Below are 22218 nucleotides of genomic sequence, written 5' to 3' on the forward strand. Positions count from 1 at the left end.
CGGCATCACTCGGCGGGAACAGGCGTGCCCTGCCGCAGTCCCGTCGGATCGAGGAATTTCAGGTTCTCCTCGCGCACCTTCGCCGCCGCCTCGTCATAGAGAAAGGGCAGGAACGCATAGCGCCGCCCCCGCGTCACCGGCGTCGCCTCGTGCAGCAGCGAGCAGGAGAACACCACCGCCCCGCCCGGCGGCGGCCTCAGCGTCGTCGCCCCATACTCGGGAAACCTCAGGTCGCCGCCGTCGAAATCGTGGTTCAGGTTGATGGAGACCGCGAACCGCCGATGCGCCGTGCCCTTGGTCGTGTTGTCCCGGTGCGGCCGGAAATAGCCCCCGGTCGCCGCGTCATAGGTGGCCACCAGATAGCGTTCGATCCGCGTCGCCTCATACTGGAACGCCTTCTTGATCTCGGGCACCAGCCGCCGCGCGATCCGGGCCCGCGCGGCCGTAACCAGCGACTGATCCTCGATCAGCACGTCGGAGCGCTTCTTGTGATTGGGGTCGGTCATCAGCTTGGTGACCCCGTCGACCTCGCGCATGAAGCCCGATTCCTGGCCCCCCACCCTGTCGTAGTGATCGATCAGCACCTGACAGAAACCGGGCTCGAAGATGCGCGGCAGGATCAGCACCGGGGCATGGGACGCCACTCCCGCATGCCGGTCCGGCGGTGGCAGGTGGTCCAGCCCGGCCAGCAGTTCCTCCGCCCGGTCCGGCCCGGCACAGGCCAGGACCCGCATCGACGGATCGATCACGATCCACTGCGGCGGCCCATCCGGCACCTGGGCCAAGTCCCGCACCGCCCCGGAATCATAGAGCCACCGCACCCCCGGCATCGCATCCGGCAACCGACCGCGCCACTCGGGCCGATCGGGCAACAGGCCGAAGAAGCTGCGGCTGTCGTCATCGAATTTCGCCCGGTGCCGGGCGGCCAGCGCCGTCGCGGCCTCGATCTCGGCGTCGCTCGCCCCGCTGAGCACGGCCAGCACCAGATACCGCCCGGCGGCGGAATCGAACGCATAGTTCGGATTGGAATTCCCCGGCGCACGAAAGCTGGGGAAGGGATCACCGGTCAACAAGGCCATGGTCAGACCGTGCGGCACCGCGCCCGGCGGTTCAAGCCGTAACGACAGAGCTCCCTAGAGATACCAGTCATGCCCGCGCCCCGACGCCGACCCCCCGTCGTCGAGGAACAGCATTCCGTCATCGTGCAGTGGGACCATCCCGGTCCACCAACCCTCGACGTCGTCCGACACCAGCAGCACCTCGGGCCCCGCATCCTTGACCACCGGCTCCAGATCGCCGGCACTCGCGCTCCATCGGATGTCCGACGCCACCAGCGTCGTCCCGGCCAGCTGGATCAGCATGTCATTGGTCCCGTTCCCACCCAGATCGACGAACAGGAAGCTGCCGCCGTTCAGATACGCGATGCCAAAGGTGTCGCTGGCCCCTGTGCGGACAGCGGTCAGGTCGATCCGGTCCGTTCCAGAGACGAAATCGGTGATGACGTCCGCCCCGGCCAGGGTCGAATCCGAACTCGCAAGATAGACAAAGGTGTCCGCCCCCCCTTCGCCGGACAGGGTGTCGGCCGCACGGCCGCCGATGATCGTGTCGTTGCCCGCGCCCGCGACAACCGCATCGCCATAGATGCCGCCGATCAGGGTGTCGGCGCGAGACGATCCCCGCATCGAGACACCCTCGGCATAGCCGATATCGAGGTCGGTCACGTTGATGTCCCGGCCGAGCGCGGTCATCGTGATGGAGCTCGCAGCGACGTTGTTGAGACGATACCCGCCGGAGACCTGGCTCGACCCGTCCTCCTGGCGGATGATGGTGATGCTGCGTGCGCTTCCCATGCCGAGGCGGTCTACGCCCGTCTCGAAGTCGTCGATCGCCAACAGGTGACCGGCAATGTTCGGGCGGTAGGTAAAGAGGTCCGCGCCGGCCCCGCCGGAAACAAGGTCGGTGTTAGGGTTGACCAGAACGAAACTCGCGGCCACGCTGATGATGGTGTCGTTTCCGTCACCGCCGACGATGCGGTCCCGGCCGACGGACCCGACCAGCGTATCGTTGCCCGCAGAGCCGAGGATGAAGACATTGGTGTCGAGACCGACGCCCACGTCACTGCCCTGAACCTCACCCGCGGCGGCGATCGCCAGCATCCCGCCGGCTGTCGGCGCATAGACGAAACTGGCCCCGCCCAGACGCACGATGCTGAGCGTCCCGGTCAGGATACCTCCAAGGGATATCACGTCGGTTCCGGACGTGAAGTCGGTCAGCAGGTCCATCGCGGCCTCGGTCGAGTCCGTCGCCGCCGTATAGACGAAGGTGTCCCTTCCCGCCCCGCCGGTCAGCACGTCCGCCCCACCTCCACCGGTCAAGGTGTCATTTTCCGCACCCCCGTTGATGGTGTCGCCCAGGCTCGATCCGGTCAGCGTGTCCGACCCGTCCGATCCCACCAGGTTGGTGCGGATCGCCTGACCGCCGGCACCGACCACGTCGCCCGCCTGGATCGTGCCGTTGACGCCGATCACCGTCTGGGCCCCCGACGCATAGTCCGCGAAGACCAGGGTCGCGCCGCTGCCGACCCGAACCAGGCTCAGTCCCGTGACCGTCCCTTCCAGCACGATCCGATCCGACCCGGTCTGAAAATCGGCGACGGAGTCGATGGCGGACCCGGTCGAGTCGCCCGCGGCGAATATGAAGCTGTCCGCCCCGGCCTCGCCCGTCAGCTGGTCCAGTCCCTGGCCACCGCGCAGGCTGTCGGCTCCCGCTCCGCCCATCAGGACGTCCGCTCCAGCGCCGCCGGAGATCACATCATCGGCGACGCTGCCGATCAGGACGTCTGCGCCGGCTGTGCCATTCATGTAGACGGGAATGTTGGTCCGGCCGGCAAGCAGGAAGTCAGAACCCTGAACCCTGCCCGTCACCAGGATCGCAAGATCACTTCCAGGCTGATATTGCAGGCTTGTGCCATAGATCGCGTAAACCTGCGTATCTCCATTCGCCATATCGATCCGGAGCGCGGCCGGAAGAATGGCATTCAGATTGATCAAGTCGACGCCGGTCTGGAAATCCGTGATCCGATCGGTCGCCCCGGTCGTCGCCCGGCTCTCGCCGACGGCGTTGTAAATGAACTGATCGGCGCCCGCGCCGCCGGTAAGGAAGTCGCTCCCCAACCCTCCCGTCAGAAAATCGTCTCCAGCGCCGCCATTCACGATGTCATTGGACCGGGAGCCGATCAGGGTGTCGGCATTTTCCGACCCCAACATGATCGCCGCCAGGACCTGACCGCCCGAGCCCAGGATATCGCCGGCTTGAATGGCACCGTTCACTCCGATGACCGTCTGGGGTCCCGAGATATGGCTACCGAAGACAACCGTGCCGCCGGTGCTGGTCTGCACGAGACTCAGTCCACTGATCGAAATGCCCTCGATCACGATCCGGTCCGATCCGGTCTGGAAGTCCGCGATGGAATCGATGGCCGTCCCCGTCGAATCCCCCGCTGCGAAGACGAAGGCATCCGCGCCCGCGCCGCCGGTCAGCTGGTCCAGGCCGCCGCCGCCGCGCAGGCTGTCGTTCCCGGCACCGCCGTTCAGCAGATCGTCGCCGTCCGTCCCGAGCAGGGTGTCATTCCCGTCGCCGCCGTAAACGACCGCGCCAGACAGGGTGTCATTGCCGGGCGTACCGAAGACATAGACGGGGGTCGTCGCCAGATGGGGGGTCGCGCCGGCGTTGTTCAGATAGGACGAGACCGGGATGGTCGCCGCGTCCACATTGATCAGGCGAGCGAAAACCTTGTCGATGTTGTCGGCAGAGAAGAAGATCGTATCGGCACCTTGCTGCCCGACCAGGACGCGACCGGTCGGGCCCGTGCCGCCTTCAAAGTTCCAGATGAACGACTGTGAAAAATCCAGACGATCTGTCCCAATCTGGAAATCCGTGATCACGGCCGTGCCGATTGGATTGGCGATGACGAAGGTATCCGCGCCGGCCCCGCCCGTCAGCCGCACGGTCGTGTCGGTTCCGAGGGGGATGACGAAACCCCGACCCGCCGAACCCGCACCGAAACCCCTGCCGACCTGGATTATGTCGTCGCCTTCGCCTCCGTCGATCAGCGCGTGGGTGACAGCGGTCAGCGTGTCGGCTCCGCCACCGCCGTTGATCTGAACCGCCTGACCATCGACCAACACCGCCGGCGCATTGAGTGACGGGAAGAATGTCGCGGACCAATCGACTGTGATGATGTCGTCACCATCCTCACCGTTGAAGGTGGATCCGTTCGACACGCCTTGAAACGCAATTCGGTCGGCCCCCGCACCTGCGTTCACGACGTAGTTCGAATTGAACAGGCTGTATCCCATGTTCGACGAGCTCGTCGCCCGAGAGCCCGTATCAATCACATCGTCACCCGCGGTTCCGGTGAAGGTGGGCATGGGGAAAGCTCCTGTTACAACGGCAGCCTATGTGGGACTTGTGACGACTTCAACTCACGATAGCGGCGTCCGCGGAAGCCTTCGCGCCCAGTCATGACCGCCAATGGGCGAGGCTTCGCACCGGGGTCTAGCGATGCCCGACTCTCCAACTTCGGCCGTCCAATCCCTTGCGCCAAAAGGGATTGGCCGATTTTCGAGCCTATCGACCTGGCGCCCCTCCCAGCCGTGGTAGACTGCGGCCTCGCGCCTGGTCTTTGAAAATCAACGCGCGTTCGCCTCGGAAGGAACAGGAGTCCGGACTCTCCGGACTCCTCGGACTCCTCGGACTCCTCGGACTCTGTTTTTCGAGTCCGGACAGTCCGCAAACGTCAAGCTTGCCTGACATTTTCAGACAATTCAGACCTTTCGGACTCTGTTTTTCGCAGCGCGCACCTCCCGTGGTACCCGTGAGCCTGGATACCGAAGTCCACGCCGCCACCGTCACCCTGGGAGCAGCTGGGACCGCCCCTACTGCTCCGAGCCCGACCGCCACAGGCTGCGGGTCAGGGGCTCGAGGAGGTACTGAAGCGCCGTACGGTCCTTGAGCAGGACCACCACCTCGACCGGCATCCCCGGCCGGATATGGGTCGCTGCGGTGCCCAGCTTGGTCATCTCCGACGGCGGAATCACCACCTCGGCGCGATAGAAGCTGCGCTTGGTGGCCTCGTCGGTGAAGGTGTCGGCGGAGATCAGGGTGACGGTTCCGTGCAGGATCGGGGTCGAGCGGTCGCGCAGGCCCGGAAACTTGATCTCGGTCGACAGCCCGACCCTCAGGTCGTCGATGTCGACGGGATCGATCGAGGCGATGATGACCTGATCGGCGCGGTCGGGCAGGACCTCCATCAGGGTCTGGCCCGGCTGGATCACCCCGCCGGGCGTGAAGATGGTCAGGCCGACGACCTGGCCGGTCGAGGGGCTGCGGATCTGGGCGCGGGCGATCTGGTTGCGCAGCTCGGTCTGTTTGGGACGCAGGTCGTTCAGGTCAACCTCGACCTGACGCAGCCGGTCGGCGACGTCCTCGTCCAGCCGGGTGGTGACGCCCAGCGATTGCAGCCGGGTCTCGCCCATGGCCTCGCGCGCCCGCGCCACCTGGGCCCGCAGCGACCCCAGCTCACCGTCCAGGGCGGCGGCGTTGCGCTCCAGCGCCCGCACCCGGTTCTGGGGGGCGAAACCCTGGGCCGCCAGGCTGCGCATCCCGTCCAGCTCCTCGCCGATCAGGCGGCGCTGTTCGATGTTCGACTCGATCTGGCGCTGGAAGCCCGCGATCTGCTGGTTCAGCTGCTCGCCGCGCTGGCTGAGGACGCCCGTCTCGGTCGAGCGGCCCGAGCGGCGGGCGGAGTACTGCAGCCGCTGCAACCGCATCGCCTCGTCGGCCAGTTGGCGGTCCTCGGCCGACAGGGCCGCGAACTCGGCGGGCTCGGGCACCGAGCCCAGCCGGTCGCGCTCGGCGATCATCCGCGACCGCTGGGCCAGAAGGGCGATGATCTGGCCGGTGACCCCGCGCTCGCTGGCGCTCAGCTCGCCGGTGGACAGTTCCAGCAGCACCTGCCCCTGGGTGACGCGATCGCCCTCCTTGACGTGCAGGACGCTGACGGTGCCGCCCTCGCGGTGCTGGACCGCCTGACGGTTGCCGAGCACCGCCACCTGCCCCTGGGCATAGGCCCCGGCCGCCAGGGGCGCGAACGCCGCCCAGCCCAGGAACAGGACGAAGAAGACGAAGATGATGACCCCGCCGATGATCAGCTCGCGACGCGGCGAGTCGGTGACCTCGACCGGGGCGGGTGCCTTGGCCGGGGTGCCCGACGACGGCATGGGCGAGGCGGTCATTGCGGGCGGGCTCCGACGGGCGGGGCGGCGGCGCGCATCTTGGCCAGTACGTCCTCTCGCGGACCTTCCAGCTGGACCGCACCGTCCTTCATGGTCAGCAGCCGATCGACGCGCTGCAGCACCCCGGCCCGGTGGGCGATGATGACCACGGCGGCCCCCCGCGCGGCGGCTTGCAGGATGGCGTTCATCAGGGCGACCTCGCCCTCCTGGTCCAGGGCCGAGTTGGGCTCGTCGAGCACCAGCAGGGCCGGCGACCCGTACAGGGCCCGCGCCAGGGCGATGCGTTGGCCCTGCCCCGCCGACACCCCCTGGCCGAACGGCCCCAGCATGGTGTCATAGCCGTTGGGCAGGCGCAGGATCAGCTCATGCACCCCCGCCGCCTGCGCCGCCGCCACCGCACCTGCGTCCACCGCCTCGGCGCTGACCCCGATCGACGAGGCGAAGCGCGAGATATTGTCCTTGATCGAGCCGGCGAACAGGTTCGGGTTCTGCGGCAGATAGCCGATGTGGCGGGCCAGATCGTCGGAGTCGCGCGCCGAATACTCGGCCCCGTCCAGCCGTACCGTGCCGATCGTCGGCGACTGGGCCCCCGCCAGCACGCGCGCCAGGGTGGTCTTGCCCGATCCGCTGGGCCCGACGACGCCCAGGGTCTGGCCGGGATTGAGGGTCAGGCTGACGCCCTTCAGCTGGGGCTGTTCGGTACCGGGCAGGCGCACGGCGATCCCCTCGACCTGAAGCAAGCCCCTGGGGGCAGGCAGGGCGGTGCGCGGCTTGTCGACGCCGGCGGTGGAGGCGAACAGCTCCTGCAGGGTGGTCCAGCTGGCGCGCGCCTGAACCAGGCTGGGCCAGGCGCCGACCAGGGCCTCGATCGGCGCGACCGCCCGGCTGAGCAGGACCGAGGCGGCGATGATCGCCCCCGCCGACATCTCGCCCTTGACCGCCAGATAGGCGGCCAGCCCCAGAGAGGCCGATTGCAGCGCGAGGCGCAGGAACTTGATCGCGCCCGAATACTTGCCGCCGCTGAACTGGGCGTCCGCATACTGGCTGGTGGCCGAGTGACGCTGATGAAGCTGGCGGTTGATGCTGGCCTGACGCATGCCCAGGGCCCGGACGATCTCGGTCTGGCCGGTCATGCCGTCCTGGCTGGCATAGGCGGCGTTGGACGACTGGATGGCCCGCTTCAGCCGGGGCCGGCTGTCACGCTCGTTCAGCCAGGCCAGCAGAAACAGCACCGCCCCGCCCACCAGGGTCAGCACACCGATCGCCGGGTGCAGCAGGAAGCAGAAGACCAGATACAGCGGCGTCCACGGCGCATCGAACAGGGCCATGACGCCCTGGCCCGAGACGGCGGTCCGCACATTGTCGAACTCGCGCAGCGCCTGGGTCGATTGCGGCTTGCCTTGGGCATCGACCACACGGGCCATGATGGCCGGGGCCAGCATCTTGTCCATCCGCAGGCCGGCCCGCACCAGCAGCCGCGTCCTCAGCCAGTCCAGCGCCGCCAGCGTCCCGAGCGCCAGCATGGCCACGATGGTGATGAGCACCAGGGTCGTGATCCCGCCCGTCGGCACGACCCGGTCATAGACCTGCATCATGTAGATGGTCGGTGCCAGGTACAGCAGATTGACCAGGGCGCTGAACACCGCAGCCCAGATGAAATGGGTCCGACAGGCGCGGATGGCGGCGGCCAAAGGCTCGGCGCCGGCCTTGGGTGCAGTCAGGGATTTGAACACGCGACCATTTTCGACCTTTGATGACCCAGCCTTATACGCGTTTGAGATGAATGGAGATAGTCTGTGGAATTACACAGGTCTGGAAACGGGAGCTTGTCGCATCCTCCCTGTCGGAGGATAGTCATTGCGGGCTCTGGAGCATCGAAATGACCGGTCGTCGTCTTGCCCTCATCGGGTCTGCCCTGATCCTTTCGGCTGCAGCCTGTCGCGCCGAGGAGCTTGCCATGACGCCGCCTGACCCTGCTGCCTCCGATGGGGCCTCGGACCGTGTCCTCGCGACGGAGGAGGTCTTCGGCCTGTATGGCCTCAGGCGCGCCGGGGGCGAGGGCACCTGCCGGATCGCCCTGAACCGCGTCCCGACCGACGGCGGCTTCGGCGTCGTGATCGGCCGGTGCGATCTTGAGGTGGTACGCGGTGCCAAGGCCTGGAAGACGGTTCAGGGCGGCTTCGAGCTTCTGCGGGAGACCGGCGGACCCTTGCGCTTCCGCCAGACCGGTGTCGATAATTTCGAGACGATCGACGGCACCTATCGCCTGAGCCGCGCACCCATGGTCTGATCGGCGGGGGAACCGGGGAACCGCTTGAATGTTCTGGCCGGGCCGGTCACACAGACCCTTCCGCCCTTATCGCAAGGCTTCTCATGCGTTCTTCCTCAACCCGGCTGCGCAAGGCAGTCCTGCCGGTCGCAGGCCTCGGAACCCGCGTTCTGCCGGGCACGAAGACCACGCCCAAGGAGCTGCTCAACGTCGTCGATCGGCCGATCCTGAGCTATATCGTCGAAGAGGCCCGCGAGGCCGGGATCGAGCATATCGTCTTCGTCACCGGCCGCTCCAAGGGCGCCATCGAGGACTATTTCGACCACCAGATCGAGCTCGAGGCCCAGCTGCTCGCCAAGGGCAAGACCGACATCCTCGACGCCATGAACGCCGAACTGGCGACCGCCGGCGAGATGAGCTTCACCCGCCAGATGCAGCCCCTGGGACTTGGCCACGCCGTCTGGTGCGCGCGCGACATCATCGGCCATGAGCCGTTCGCGGTGCTGCTGCCCGACGTCATCGTCGATGCGGCTCCCGGTGCCCTGAAGCAACTGACCGCGGCTTACGACGAGCTGGGCGGCAACATCATCGGCGTCGAGGCCGTGCCCGCCGAGGACACCCACAAATACGGCATCGTCGATCCGCTCGAGCGCGACGGCCGCCGGATCGCCATGCGGGGCATGGTCGAGAAGCCGGCCCAGGGGACCGCCCCTTCGAACCTGTCGATCGCCGGCCGCTATATCCTTCAGCCCGAGATCTTCGACATCCTCCAGACCCAGCCGCGCGGCGCGGGCGGCGAGATCCAGCTGACCGACGCCATGGCCACCCTGATGAAGACCCAGGGCTTCACGGCTGTGGAATATGAAGGCGTGACCCACGATTGCGGCGACAAGATCGGCCTGCTGCGCGCCAACGTCGCCCTGGCGTTGAAGCGACCCGACCTGGGCATGGCGGCCCGGGCGGCACTGACACCCTACTTCAACGACTGATCGCGGGCTTGCCGGCGTCAGGATACAGAAAGGCCCCGGACGTCGCCGTCCGGGGCCTTTTGTCGTGACCGCCCTGGGTCGCGCTTACAGATACCAGTCCTGACCGTGGTAGAAGCCGGTCCCGACATTGGGGTCCAGGTCCAGCATGAACCGGCCGGTGTGCGGCGCGAACCCGTCGAAGGTCGCGTCGTCCGCACCGAAGTCCAGACCCTCTACCGGCAGCACTTCCGGCCCCGGGACCTTGACCGTGTCCTCCAGCGCCGCGCCGCCGGCCGTCCACAGAATGTCGGAGGCGACGATGTTGGTGTTGGTGATCTGGATGACCAGGTCGTTCGAGCCGTTGTTGCCGAGGTCCACGAACAGGGTCGAGATGCCCCCGGTGTTGACGATGTTGAACACGTCCGACGCGCCGGTGCGCACGGAGCGCAGGTCGATCTTGTCGACGCCCGACTGGAAGTCCTGCAGCACGTCCTGGCCCGTCACCGGCGAGTCGCCGCCGTAGAAGACGAAGATGTCGGCCCCCGTGCCCCCGATCAGGGTGTCGGCGCCGCCGAAGCCGACGATCAGGTCGTTGCCGGCACCGCCGACGATCGTGTCGGACCGCTGCGACCCGATCAGGAAGTCCGCCCCGTCCGAGCCTTGCATGAAGACCCCGTGGTTGATGCCGACCAGGTCGTTGCCGTTGATGTTGCGCAGGGCGCCCGAGGTCACGAACTGGCCGGCCGCCGTGTCGGCGAAGACGAAGGTCGAACCGTCGGCCGAACGAATGATGGTCGCTGCCGTCGTGTTGATCGCCGTCAGATCGATCCGGTCGACGCCGCTCTCGAAGTCATAGAGATTGTCCAGGCTGCCCTGAACCGAGTCCGCGCGCGACTGATAGACGAACAGGTCCGCGCCGGCCCCGCCCGAGATGGCGTCCGCGCCCGTGCCACCGATCAGGATGTCGTTGCCGCCATTGCCGACGATCGGGTCGGACCGCTGCGACCCGATCAGGAAGTCCGCCCCGTCCGAGCCTTGCATGAAGACCCCGTGGTTGATGCCGACCAGGTCGTTGCCGTTGATGTTGCGCAGGGCGCCCGAGGTCACGAACTGGCCGGCCGCCGTGTCGGCGAAGACGAAGGTCGAACCGTCGGCCGAACGAATGATGGTCGCTGCCGTCGTGTTGATCGCCGTCAGATCGATCCGGTCGACGCCGCTCTCGAAGTCATAGAGATTGTCCAGGCTGCCCTGAACCGAGTCCGCGCGCGACTGATAGACGAACAGGTCCGCGCCGGCCCCGCCCGAGATGGCGTCCGCGCCCGTGCCACCGATCAGGATGTCGTTGCCGCCATTGCCGACGATCGGGTCGGCCAGGCTTCCGCCGATCAGGGTCTCGCCGACGTTGGAGCCTAGCAAGAAGATGACGTGGCTGTTGTTGTAGAGGAAGTCCGTGCCCTGGATCGCCCGATAGGCGGCCGAGGTCAGGAACGATCCGGCGAAGCTTTCGGCGAACACGAAGCTGGAGCCGTCCTCGCCGCGCACCACGCTGATCGACACCGTGTTCAGCGCCCGCAGGTCGATGAGGTCGATGCCCGTCTCGAAGTCGTACAGGTTGTCGAGGTTGCCCAGACCTGAGTCCGAACCCGTCAGATAGACGAAGATATCGCGTCCCGCACCGCCGGAGATGGCGTCGCCGCCGGCCCCACCGGTCAGGATGTCATCGCCCGCGAAACCCACGATGGGATCGGGGCGCAGGGTGCCGACCATGGTGTCCGCGCCGGACGAGCCGATCATGAAGACGCCGAAGCCGCCGTTGTAGAGGAAGTCCGAGCCCTGGAGATTGGCACCGGCGGCGAACAGCTGGAAGGCTCCGCCGGGGGTCTCGGCATAGACCACGGTGCCGCCGCCGGCGAGCCGGGCCATCGACACCGAGGTCGGATTGATCGCCGACAGGTCGATGCGATCGATGCCGGTCTGGAAGTCGGTGATGACGTCCTGGTTGGCGGCCGTCGAGTCCGACGTCGCCGTATAGCGGAAGGTGTCGGCCCCGCCGCCGCCGGTCAGGGTGTCGCCGCCACCGCCGCCGATGAGGGTGTCACCGCCGCCCGTGCCGATCAGGTTGTCGGCCCCGGCACCGCCGGTGATGGCCGAGCCGGTCGCGGTGGTAATGATGTCGCTGCTGTTGACCGCCCCGCGCACGCGCACGGTGAAGGTGCCGCTGGCCGAGGTGGCGATCACGGTGTTGTAGACGCCGTCGGTGCCGAACGACACCGACGTCGGGCTGAAGCCCGAGATGTCGATCTTGTCGATGCCGGTCTGGAAGTCGTCGATGATGTCCGACACGACCTGAAGCGTCGCCTGGCTCTCGGCGACGGTCTCGAACACGAAGGTATCGGCCCCGGCCTCGCCCAGCATGATGTCTGTGCCGAGCCCGGCGATGATGATGTCGTTACCCGCGCCGGCAGCGATCAGATCGGCGCCGTCACCGGTGCGGATGGTGTCGTTGCCTCCGCCTGCCTGGACGGTATTGGCGTTACCGTCACCCGTGATGATATCGTCAAAGTTCGAGCCGACGACGCCCTCGATCGAGTCATAGATGTCGCCTGCGGAGTCGCCTTCTCCGGCACCGCCGGCCAGGTTGACGACGACCCGGGCGCCAGCGCCCGCATACACCGCATAATCGAAGCCGCTGCCACCGCGCAGTTGATCGGCGCCGGCACCGCCTTCGAGCTGATCGTCGCCCGCGCCGCCTTCCAGCGTGTCATTGCCGGCCAGGCCGAGCAGGTAGTTGACGTTTCCATCCCCGATGATGGTGTCGGCGAAGTTGGAACCCGCGACGTTCTCGATGCTGTTGTAGATGTCCCCAGCGGCATCGCCGTTCGCTCCGCCGCCGACCAGCGACACCGATACGCCCGAGGCGGACGTCACATAGCTGGCCAAGTCGGTGCCGCCGCCGCCGTTGATGACGTCGGCGCCGGCACCGCCGAGCAGGACGTCGTCGAACGCGCCACCGTTCAGGGTGTCGTTGCCTTCATCGCCGTTCAGCTGGGTCGCGCCAAGCGCGTTCAGGGTGTCGTTACCACCCAGACCACGCAGGATGCTGCCGGCACCGGCCGCGCCCGTCAGAGTGTCGCCGGACGCGGTGCCGTTGATCTGCTGGATGTTTTCGTAGGTGTCGCCCTGGGCGTCGCCGGTATTGACGCCACTGTTGGCCAGAGAGGCCGTCACGCCGGCCGCCGAGGACGCATAGCTGGCGATATTGAAGCCCGCTCCGCCGTTCAACCGGTCCGCGCCCGCGCCGCCGTCGAGGGTGTCGTCCCCGCCCGCGCCGATGAGGAAGTCGTTCCCCAGTTCGCCGCGAAGCGTATTGGCCGCTTCGTCACCTGAGAGAATGTCGGCGAACGCAGACCCCAGAATGCCTTCGATCCCGAAGTAGGTGTCACCGACCGCGACCGCGCCGACATTGGTGCTCGGCAGCGCCAGGTTGACGGTCACGCCGCCTTCCGTCGCATCCGAATAGGTCGCGAAATCCAGGTCGGCGCCGCCGATCAGGATGTCCGCCCCCAGCCCGCCAACCAGAAGGTCTTCGCCCCCCTCGCCCTGGAGGGTGTCGTTGCCGTCACGACCCAGCAGCGAGTTGTTGAAATTGTCGCCGCCCAAGGTGTCGTTGAAGCGAGACCCGATCAGGGCCTCGACGGCGATATAGGTGTCGCCGGCCGCGTCGCCGGTATTGCCGCCGGGGTTGCCGAGGAAGGCACCGACGCCGGCCAGGGCGCTGGTGTAGGCTGCGGCGTCGAAGCCTTGGCCGCCGTCCAGGCGGTCGCCGCGCGGGCCGCCGTCCAGGGTGTCGTTGCCGTCACGGCCATACAACTCGTCCACGCCGTTGACACCGTTATAGGCGATCTGGTCCGGATCGCCGATGATGTTGTTGTTGCCGGCGTCGCCGTACAAGCGGTCGTTGAACGTCGAACCGGCCAGGTCGCGGCCGAACAGGTTCTCGTAAACGTCACCCGCCGCGTCACCGGTGTTGAGAGCCTGATCCTGCATATCGGCGACGACGTCGCCGCGGGCGGTTTCGTAGTCGATGAGGTGAAGGGTGTTGTTGAAGCCGACCAGCCGGTCCGCGCCGATGCCCCCGATCAGCACCGTGTAGGCGGCTCCGCCGCTATAGATGGTGTCGTTGCCGCTCTGGCCCTGGAGCTGGTTGATGAGCGGATCGGCGTTGCCGTAGATGATGTCGTTGAACTCGGAGCCGATGACGTCTTCGATGCTGGTGAAGGTGTCGCCGGCGGCCCAGCCGGTGTTCTCTCCCGCCGGGTTGCGCAGCGAGATCGTCAGGCCCGTCGGCGACAGCAGATAGCTGACAGTGTCCTCGCCCGCCTCGCCGTCCAGTCGATCGAGGCCCATGCCCCCCAGCAGCAGATCGATGTCGTCACCGCCGTAAAGGAAGTCGATCTCGGTCGTGGAGGTCGCGAAGCCGTACAGGTCGTCCATGCCGCCGCCGCCGCGGATCACGTTGTTGAGGTTGTTTCCCCACAAAAAGTCGGCGAACGCCGAACCGTTCATGTTCTCAATCGAGAGGTAGACGTCCCCGACCCCATCGCCGTAGGGCGCGCCTCCGCCCGACAGGTAGGCACCGACGCCGGCCGTCGCGGTGGAGAAGTCGACGGTGTCGTTGCCGTCGCCGCCATCCAGGACGTCGGGGCCGCCGAGTCCTCGCAGGATATCGTCGCCTCCCAGTCCGGTCAGGGTGTCCGCGCCATCCGTCCCCACCAAGGTGTCGGGGCCCGCCCCGCCGGTCAGAATGACGTCGCTGGGTCCGTCAATCGGACGGGCCGCCGTCGGCGTATCCGTGGGAATGGCCAGGACGGGCGACCCCGGGCCTGCGGTCCCACTGGCCGCCGCGGACCGCCGCGCGGCGGCCAGGGCCGGCAGATAGTCTTCGGTCTCGAGGGCGCTGGCGAAGCTGAAGCGCAGGTTGCCGTGGCGGTTGGCGATGACAGTCATGGCGGGTACCCCTCGTCGATCCATCGAGCTGGATGATCCGACCTCCCATGGCCGACCACCGGTTAACGACCCGTGTGTCGGCCCGTCACCCCGCCATGGCTAGCAATTCGAACAGGAATCATCCACCGCTGTTTTGTAAAGTGTTCGCGATCACGATGCCCCGCTCACGCAGCAGGGCCAGGGTCGAGGGGTTGTCGGGCTGCAGGTCGATCAGCGCCCTGGCGAACCGTTCCGCCTCGCCGCGCTCGCCGGCCACCACGGCGGCACTGGTCAACTCGTACAGGATGGAAAAATCCTGCGGATACCGCCGGTGCGCATTGAGCAACACACGATAGGCCGCCCTGACGTCGTCCTTGGCCAGAAGCCGGCCTCGCATCAGCGACGCTGCGGCGGACCGGCGGATCGACGGTTCCAACGCCATGGCCAGCACCAGGTCGCGCTCCGCTCCGGCGGCGTCAGCGATGAGTTCGCGCGCCAGGGCGCACTGCAGCAACACCTCGGCCGGTGACATGGACCAGGTCGAACGAACGTTCGGATCGACTGCCTCATCCTCGCCCATCGCTTCGAGAGCGGCATCCCAGCGGGACAGGGCCTCGGACCACTCCGCCTTACGCACCGAGACACGCGCCATGCCGATCCGCGCGTCGAGGCGGTATTCGGGAATCTGCGCGGCCTCGTGATAGGCGGTCTCAGCTTGTCCGTACTGGCCCAGTTCGGCATGCATGTTGGCGATCGGCAACAGCACGGAACGGTTCTGGGGGTTGATGGCCTCGACCCGCTTGAAGTTGGCCAGGGCCTCGGCCCAGGCACCCCTGGCCATGGCCTTTCGCGCGGCGTCGCGGAAGGGGCGGGCGATGCGGCGGCGCAGGACCTGGCTCATGCCGGTTCTCCCCCGGCCGTCGCTGCATCGAGCGAAAGGACACGGTCGGCCAGGCCACTGTCGTCGAACACCCGGTCCCAGAACAGGCCTTCGCGCTGGGTGCGCTGCTTGGCCGTGAGGCTGAGCGGCTTGCCATAGACGACGTCAAGCATTGCCTGCTGGAACTCGCGCGGACTGGAGGCCACGATGACGCCGGCGTCGCCCTGATGATCCTCGAACGAGCGCATGGCGACCGAGGTCGCGACCACCCACTTGCCCGAACTCAGGGCCTCGGCGGTCTTCAGGTTGCTGCCGCCACCCGCGCCGATCGGCAGCAGTATGCCCTTGGCATTCTCGCGCAGCCAGCTGAGCTCGGCGTCCGACGGATGGGGGAAAAAGTGGGTCCGGTCGCCGTAGGCCTCGGCATGCGGCTGATACAGGCCCGACTGGTAGATGCCGTCCGAAGCCCCGCCGCAGATCGCAAACATCTTTTCCGGTGGGAAGCCGTAGAGACCGCCGCTGAGGACGTATTTCTCGAACCCCTGGATGTTCGGCGGATAAGCGCTGCCGACGAAATAGAGGTACTCGTTGGCCTTGAAAACAGCTCCGTGGGGCGGGCGCTTGGCTTTACCGGGACGCTCGCTGCCATTGCGCACCACCAGCGGCTTGCAGGCGGGATTCAGGCCGCGATACGATTGGGCATCGGCCGCCGACACGCAGAACAGCAGGTCGGCCTGCTCGGCCAGTTCGGTCTCGATGTCCAGGACCATGGTCTCGACGCGATTGACCAGCTTGCGATCCACTCCGACCCCTTCGAGGATGTCGCGCTTCAGCGGCGCCTCGAAATTGTGCGACGAATAGATCAGCGAGGTGTCGGTCAGAACGCCTTCCTCGCGCAGTTTGCGCACCAGCGGCCACATGAAAGGCTGCTCGATCTGAACGGCGTCTGGCTGGAAGCATTCTATCAGGGACCGGAAATGCCGATACGGGCCGCTCTGGCTCGCCGCGAAGGCTCCGCTGCCCATGTCCTCGATAAACGGAACGTCCGAATAGATCCCGCCGATCGATGAATAGGGATAGTCCCGCTCGGTCACCTTTTCGGGGCTGTAGGTCGTCGCGGAATAGACCGAGGCGTACAGATACTGGATGCCCGCCCGCTCGTAACACAGGCCGATCTGGGTCGTGCGCCGCTGACCGCCGTGGACCGGCAGACGAATGGGATAGGTGCCGAGCGACAGGACTTTCATCGGGCCGCCTCCACCCAGCGATTGAGGATACCGTAGAACAGGTCGGCCGAGTCGTCCCAGGTCACAGGCTTGTATTCCGTGAGGGAACGCTTCTCGAGGTCGGCGATCATGGCGTCGTCGGTAAAGACAGAGATCAGGGTGTCGGTCCATTTCCGCAGATCGACCGGATCGATGTAGAGCGGTGCCGTACCACCGACCTCGCGCAGCGATCCCGCTTCACTGCTGAGGCAGGCCTTGCCCAGCGCCATCGCCTCGACCAGCGACAGGCCGTAGCCTTCGTACTTCGACGGGAAGACCACGAACCGGGCCCTGCGATACAGTTCCGTCAGATCCTCGTCCGGGATTCCTGACAGGATCAGGACCCGGTCGGCGATCAGGGGATTGGTGCGGATTTCCTGGACCAGGTTGTCGGTATTCCAGCCCACCCGACCGACGAACACGCACATGGCGTCGTCCGGGATCGCACCGGACCGGACGCCATACTCGAACGCATCGACGATGGTCCTGTGGCTCTTCCTGGGCTCGATGGTCGAGACGTAGAGCAGGTATCGCTTGCCCGCGAGGGCGGTCGGGAAACCCGGCTGGGTCCCGGCGGCGGCTTCCACGATGTCACTGCCGAGAGGCCAGGCCTCCAGCGGCATGGACGGCAGTCGCCATTCCGAAAGATGACGCGCGACATCGGCCTTGGTCGTCTCGGAGATGCAGAAGGCGTAGTCAGCCGTCCAGAACAGCTCGCCGAAATACTTCTTCAGCAGATCCACATAGAAGGGCACCACGTACTGGGGATACAGCAGTGGAATGATGTCGTAGATGATGGCCAGGTATTTGAAGCCGGTCTTCTTGCGGATCTTGCGCATCCCGCGGACGTTCTTGTGTTCCCAGTCCAGACCGCCGTTGATGATCCAGGTCTTGGCATTCATCGGGACCGGGCCGGACACCACCTGGCTGACGCTGACCAGGTTGCGGCGACCGTCGGCGTTGACGTTTACGAAGCGGTTCTCTTCGCGCAGTTGCAACAGGTCGGCCAGGGGCAGATCGGCCAGGCGGGATCGCAGCGCCAGAACCGCCTCGGCTCCCGTCATGTCCGTCGGCATGTCATCGAGGATATTGCCGCGCTCCGAAATCGATCGGTCCAGCCGCAGGCCGCGCATGTCGTCCAGTGCGATCCAGCATTCGCCGGCCAGGACCCGCTCGGCGAAGGCCGGCTGGATCACATAGTAACGCTGGGTCGCCTGGTGGAAGAAACAGTACCGGACCGGCGAGGCGCAGCGGCCCTCGGCGCGACGGGCGATCTCTCGCTCGACCCGGGTGATGCCGACCGGAGCGCCCCCCCAGGAGATGGACGTCGTGATGTCGAAATAGATCGTCGTCATCGCGGGAGCGGACACCATCGGTCGTCGGTCATGTGAAAGCGCGGGCGTAGCGACGGCAATCCCCCCGGCCGGCCCGCGCTGCATGCCTAACGATCAATGACCTTGCTGGCAATCGCCGCCGACGACGATCCTAAAGCAGCCAGTCGCCGGGCTGGCCGACGGCCGGATGGAAGTAGGGATCGATCACGACAAGGTCCGGGTCGCTGGGCAGGGTCAGGGCCGACGATGTCCAGTAGGCCCCCTTCAGCGAGGCGGCGTCCATCGGGTCCGTGTCGAAGGCGTCGAAGGCCATCGGCGAGGCGTCGGGGCCCATATCCAGCTCGGTCGGCCAGATGAAGACGTCCGCCTGCGGCAGGGTCTCGATCACGGACTTGGCGACCGGCTCCAGCGCAGCGGCCCCGGCCGTCCACAGGATGTCGCTGGCGGTGATCGTGGCCCCCGCGACCTGGATCAGCATGTCGTTCGTGCCGTTGCCGCCGATGTCCACAAAGATGAACGAGCTGCCGCCGGTGTAGGCGATGCTGAAGACGTCCGTACCACTAGCGCGCACGGAGCGCAGGTCGATCTTGTCGGAGCCGACCGTGAAGCCGAACAGGGTGTCGGCGGCCGACACGCTCGAATCCGACGCGGCGAAATACAGGAAGGTGTCCGCCCCCGCCTCGCCGAACAGCACATCCGCGCCGCCGCCGCCAACCAGGATGTCATTCCCGGCACCGCCATAGATCGGATCCGCCAGACTGGACCCGACCAGGACATCGGCATTGCCCGAGCCGATCATGTAGATGCCGTGGGTATTGCCGTACAGGATGTCGCGCCCGTTGACGGCCAGGTTGGCGGCGGTGGTCAGGAACGCGCCTGTCGGGGTCTCTGCGAAGACGAAGGTCGAGCCGTTGTCGGTGCGGATCAGGCTGATGGAGGTGGTGCCCAGTTCCCTCAGGTCGATGAAGTCGGTGCCGGTCTGGAAATCGTACAGGTTATCGAAGCCGGTCGTCTGGTTGGAATCCGAGGCGAGGCGGTATTCGAAGATGTCCGCGCCTGTCCCGCCCGAGATGGCGTCGGCCCCACGGCCCCCGATCAGGATGTCGTTGCCGCCGTTGCCGACCAGCGGATCGGCAAAGCCGGTCCCGACCATGGTCTCGCCGGCCTCGGACCCAATCATGAAGACGCCGTGCGTGGTCGCGTAATTCAAATCCGAGCCGTTGATCTCGCGTCCGATGGCCGCCAACTGGAAGGCACCCGCCGGGGTCTCGGCAAACAACACGCTGGAGCCGTTGATGCGGGCGATGCTGACCGAGGTGGTGTTCAGGGCGTTCAGATCGATACGGTCGACCCCGGTCTGGAAGTCCGCAAGGTTGTCCTGGGCCGCCGCAGTGGAATCGCTGGTGGCCTCGTAGACGAAATAGTCGACGCCGCCGCCTCCGATCAGGGTGTCGGCGCCGCCACGGCCGGTGATGTAGTTGACGCCCGAAGTGCCTGTAAGGGTTTCGCCGGCAGCCGTGCCGAACAGATTGGTCGGCGTCGAACCGGGCGTCACGAGCAGTATGTCGGACTGGCTCACCGCCCCCTGGACCCGCACCGAGAACAGCCCGGCCGCGGTCGTGCCTGTGACGATGTTGTAGATGCCAGAGGCGGTGATCGCCACGCTGGTCAGGTTCAGCGCGATCAGGTCGATCTTGTCGATCCCCGTCTGGAAATCGCTGATGACGTCGTCGGCGACGCCCGTGTCGATGTAGGAATCTGCGCGCGATCCGAAGCGGAAGGTGTCGGCCCCCGCGCCCCCGGTCAGCAGGTCGTTGCCGCCGCCGCCGATCACGGTGTCGTCGCCCGCTCCGCCGATCAGCCAGTCGGTGCCCGCCCCGCCGGTCAGGATGTCATTGCCGTCGCCGCCGTCCAGCGTCGAGCCGCCCAGGGTCGGCGTGACCACGGCATGGCCCGGCACGGACACGTGCAGCGCATAGGTCGATCCCGCCGTCATGGCGCCGCTGGTGAAGGTGTTGTTGCCGTTGGTCAGCCACAGGGCCACCTGGATGTAATAGGTCCCGGCCGTGGTAAAGGTGTAGCTGATGGCGGAGTTGGTCGACTCTTCGCCGACGTCGGCAGCGTCATCGTTCTGGGCCAGTTCGGTTCCGCCCCCGTCGAACAGCCGCAGGGTCGAGTCGAACGAAGCCCCGTCGATATCGAACCGCACCGTCTGCCCGGCTCCCACGGTCACCGCATAGTATTCGACGCCGGCATGGGCCGTGGCGACAACCGTGGCGTGGGGCGTGGTCGTCGGATTGGTCACGCCGTCGCGGGCCAGAAGGTCGAAGCCACCGTCCAGCGACACGGCGGTCGCGATGGTGTTGTTGGCCTCACTGGCAGCCTTGATGATGTCGGGTGCCCCGCCGCTGGTTCCGGGTGCCCCTGCGGTCAGGACGTCGTTGCCGCCCAGGCCGAAGATCGTGTCGATCCCGCCGCCGCCCTGAATGTTGTTGGCCACGGCGTCGCCGGTCAGGGTGTCGTTGAAGGTCGAACCCGCCAGGTTCTCGATCGAGACCAGGGTGTCGGCCCCGTCCGCGCCCGTGGCCGTCCCGTTGGTCAGATTGACCACCACGCCACCGCTCGCTGCGCCGTAGTTGGCCGTGTCTGACCCTGCACCGCCGTCGATCACGTCGTTGCCGAGCCCGCCTGAGATCAGGTCCGCGCCGTTGCCGCCGGCCAGGGAGTCATTGCCCAGACCGCCTTCGATGATGTCGTTGCCGTCCCCACCCACGATGGCGTCGTTACCGCCCAGCCCTCGCAGGATGTCGTTGAACACCGTGCCCACGATGGAGTTGGCGGTGATGTCGCCGATTGCCGTGATCCCGGCTGCAGGCGCAGGGGCCGTGACGCTCTGGTCCGAAAAGCGCAGCACCTCGACGTTCGAGATCGTGTCGGTGCCCTCCGGCCCCACGACCGTCGCGGTCGTGCCGTTCCAGGTGATCGTATAGGCGGAGCGCAGGCCGCTGAAGACCGCTGTGTCGTTGCCCAGACCGCCGTCGATGACGTCGTTGCCGTCGCCACCGGTCAGCAGGTTGTCACCCGCGTTGCCGAAGATGGTGTCGGCCCCCGCTCCCCCGATGGCGATCTCGATCGAGGCCCCCACGGCGATCGAGACATTGCCTGTCAGGCCGCCGACATTGGAGAAGCTGCCCTGGCGCAGGTCGATGATCTGGGTCTCGCCGTAGCCCGAGAAGTCAAGCGTGTCGGTCCCGCCTGCATCCCAGACGCAAAACACCAGCCGGCTCGCGCCCGACGTCGCCGAATAGTAGGCACGGCCCGAGTTGGAGTTGAAGCCATAGACGGTGTCGCCCGTCCGCGTCGTCATGTTCGCGCCGTACAGCCGCTGGGCTGCCGCGATGTCGTCCATCAACGGTGCCGAGGCATAGGTGCTGGTTCCGAACGACCCACCTGTATTGCTCTCGCTGAAGTAGCTCATCACCGTGTATTGGCGAGAGTCCTCGTAATAGGTCGCGTCATTAGCATAGGTGATCGTCACCCCGTCCGAGGCATTGTAGTCGGCCGGATGGTGCAGGCCGATCGCGTGGCCGATCTCGTGCGTCAGGGTGTGCTGGCCATAGTTGAGACCCAGCGGATTCGGGTTGGCCGCGACCGAGATGTTGACCCAGACGTCGCCGGCGTTCGACGTCGTCGCCGTGCTGCCGGGCCCGTAGGCGAAGGCAGCCGAACCCGCAGATCCTGCCCCATAGTTGCCGAACAGGATCGAGGCGCTGTCCGAATAGCCGGTCCCGGCGTCCTGGCGCACGAAGGTGATGTTGGCCACATCGGACCAGGCGGCCAGCGCCACCAGGGTCGCGGCGATCTGGGCCGTGTTGAACTGGCTGAAGATCGAGGTGTCGCTCGGCATGGTCGTCGGGGCCGTAGCCCGGAACGCATAGGTCACGGTCGCGGCGGTTCCCAGGGCACCAGAGCCCCAGTGCAGGTTGTTGCGCGTGATCTGGACCCCGGCGGCATCGGTGGTCAGAGACGGCCTCGACCCCACCAGTCCGCCGCGGTCGTCGGCGTTCAGGAAGGACAGGGGATCATCGCCCGGGACGACGGTCAGACCGCCGAATTCCCAGCCCTCGACGGGAAACGGGTCCATGTCCACCGAGGGTTCAGTGACGTCGGCGAGCGGATCGGCCATGGATTCCTCGAGGGCTCGGACTGAAAACTGGCAT

General features: G+C 66.5%; 11 protein-coding genes. 2 read left to right on the forward strand and 9 right to left on the reverse strand.

Annotation, left to right across the window (positions count from 1 at the left end):
- Nucleotides 1–5 precede the first annotated feature (5 nt).
- From JHC99_RS02000 to JHC99_RS02015, 4 genes are all read right to left on the reverse strand, one after another.
- Nucleotides 6–1079, reverse strand: coding sequence for a 2OG-Fe(II) oxygenase (locus JHC99_RS02000; protein ID WP_292151796.1), 1074 nt, complete (start codon nucleotides 1077–1079; stop codon nucleotides 6–8).
- Between the two features lie 54 nt (nucleotides 1080–1133).
- On the reverse strand, nucleotides 1134–4430 hold the full coding sequence (locus JHC99_RS02005) for a calcium-binding protein (RefSeq protein ID WP_292151797.1): 3297 nt from the start codon (nucleotides 4428–4430) through the stop codon (nucleotides 1134–1136).
- A gap of 507 nt (nucleotides 4431–4937) precedes the next feature.
- Nucleotides 4938–6296: an HlyD family type I secretion periplasmic adaptor subunit gene (locus JHC99_RS02010; RefSeq protein ID WP_292151798.1), complete on the reverse strand. Its 1359-nt coding sequence runs from the start codon at nucleotides 6294–6296 to the stop codon at nucleotides 4938–4940.
- Nucleotides 6293–8029, reverse strand: a complete 1737-nt coding sequence (locus tag JHC99_RS02015) for a type I secretion system permease/ATPase (RefSeq protein ID WP_292151799.1) — start codon at nucleotides 8027–8029, stop codon at nucleotides 6293–6295. The genes JHC99_RS02010 and JHC99_RS02015 overlap by 4 nt, the downstream gene beginning before the upstream one ends.
- Before the next feature lie 146 nt (nucleotides 8030–8175).
- Between JHC99_RS02015 and JHC99_RS02020 the strand changes: the two genes are divergently transcribed.
- Both JHC99_RS02020 and galU read left to right on the forward strand, forming a co-directional pair.
- Nucleotides 8176–8586, forward strand: a complete 411-nt coding sequence (locus JHC99_RS02020) for a hypothetical protein (RefSeq protein WP_292151800.1) — start codon at nucleotides 8176–8178, stop codon at nucleotides 8584–8586.
- 83 nt (nucleotides 8587–8669) lie between these two features.
- A complete protein-coding gene (galU, locus tag JHC99_RS02025; protein WP_292151801.1) occupies nucleotides 8670–9554 on the forward strand; it encodes a UTP--glucose-1-phosphate uridylyltransferase GalU in 885 nt (294 codons plus the stop codon).
- Between the two features lie 84 nt (nucleotides 9555–9638).
- On the opposite strand, the gene JHC99_RS02030 is transcribed toward galU, so the two are convergent.
- The 5 genes from JHC99_RS02030 to JHC99_RS02050 all read right to left on the reverse strand — a co-directional run bounded on the left by JHC99_RS02030 (nucleotide 9639) and on the right by JHC99_RS02050 (nucleotide 22184).
- A complete protein-coding gene (locus JHC99_RS02030; RefSeq protein ID WP_292151802.1) occupies nucleotides 9639–14540 on the reverse strand; it encodes a calcium-binding protein in 4902 nt (1633 codons plus the stop codon).
- A 118-nt stretch (nucleotides 14541–14658) separates the two neighbouring features.
- Nucleotides 14659–15420 (reverse strand): tetratricopeptide repeat protein, encoded by a 762-nt coding sequence (locus JHC99_RS02035; protein ID WP_292151803.1) that lies wholly within the window; start codon nucleotides 15418–15420, stop codon nucleotides 14659–14661.
- On the reverse strand, nucleotides 15417–16646 hold the full coding sequence (locus JHC99_RS02040) for a hypothetical protein (RefSeq protein ID WP_292151804.1): 1230 nt from the start codon (nucleotides 16644–16646) through the stop codon (nucleotides 15417–15419). The genes JHC99_RS02035 and JHC99_RS02040 overlap by 4 nt, the downstream gene beginning before the upstream one ends.
- On the reverse strand, nucleotides 16643–18037 hold the full coding sequence (locus JHC99_RS02045) for a glycosyltransferase family 1 protein (protein WP_292151805.1): 1395 nt from the start codon (nucleotides 18035–18037) through the stop codon (nucleotides 16643–16645). Before JHC99_RS02045 ends, JHC99_RS02040 begins: the two co-directional genes overlap by 4 nt.
- Nucleotides 18038–18149: 112 nt before the next feature.
- Nucleotides 18150–22184 carry a M10 family metallopeptidase C-terminal domain-containing protein gene (locus JHC99_RS02050; protein WP_292151806.1) on the reverse strand — a complete coding sequence of 1345 codons (4035 nt, stop codon included), beginning with the start codon at nucleotides 22182–22184 and terminating at the stop codon, nucleotides 18150–18152.
- Nucleotides 22185–22218 lie beyond the last annotated feature (34 nt).

The sequence above is a fragment of the Brevundimonas sp. genome (genome assembly GCF_016463485.1).
Taxonomy (GTDB): domain Bacteria; phylum Pseudomonadota; class Alphaproteobacteria; order Caulobacterales; family Caulobacteraceae; genus Brevundimonas.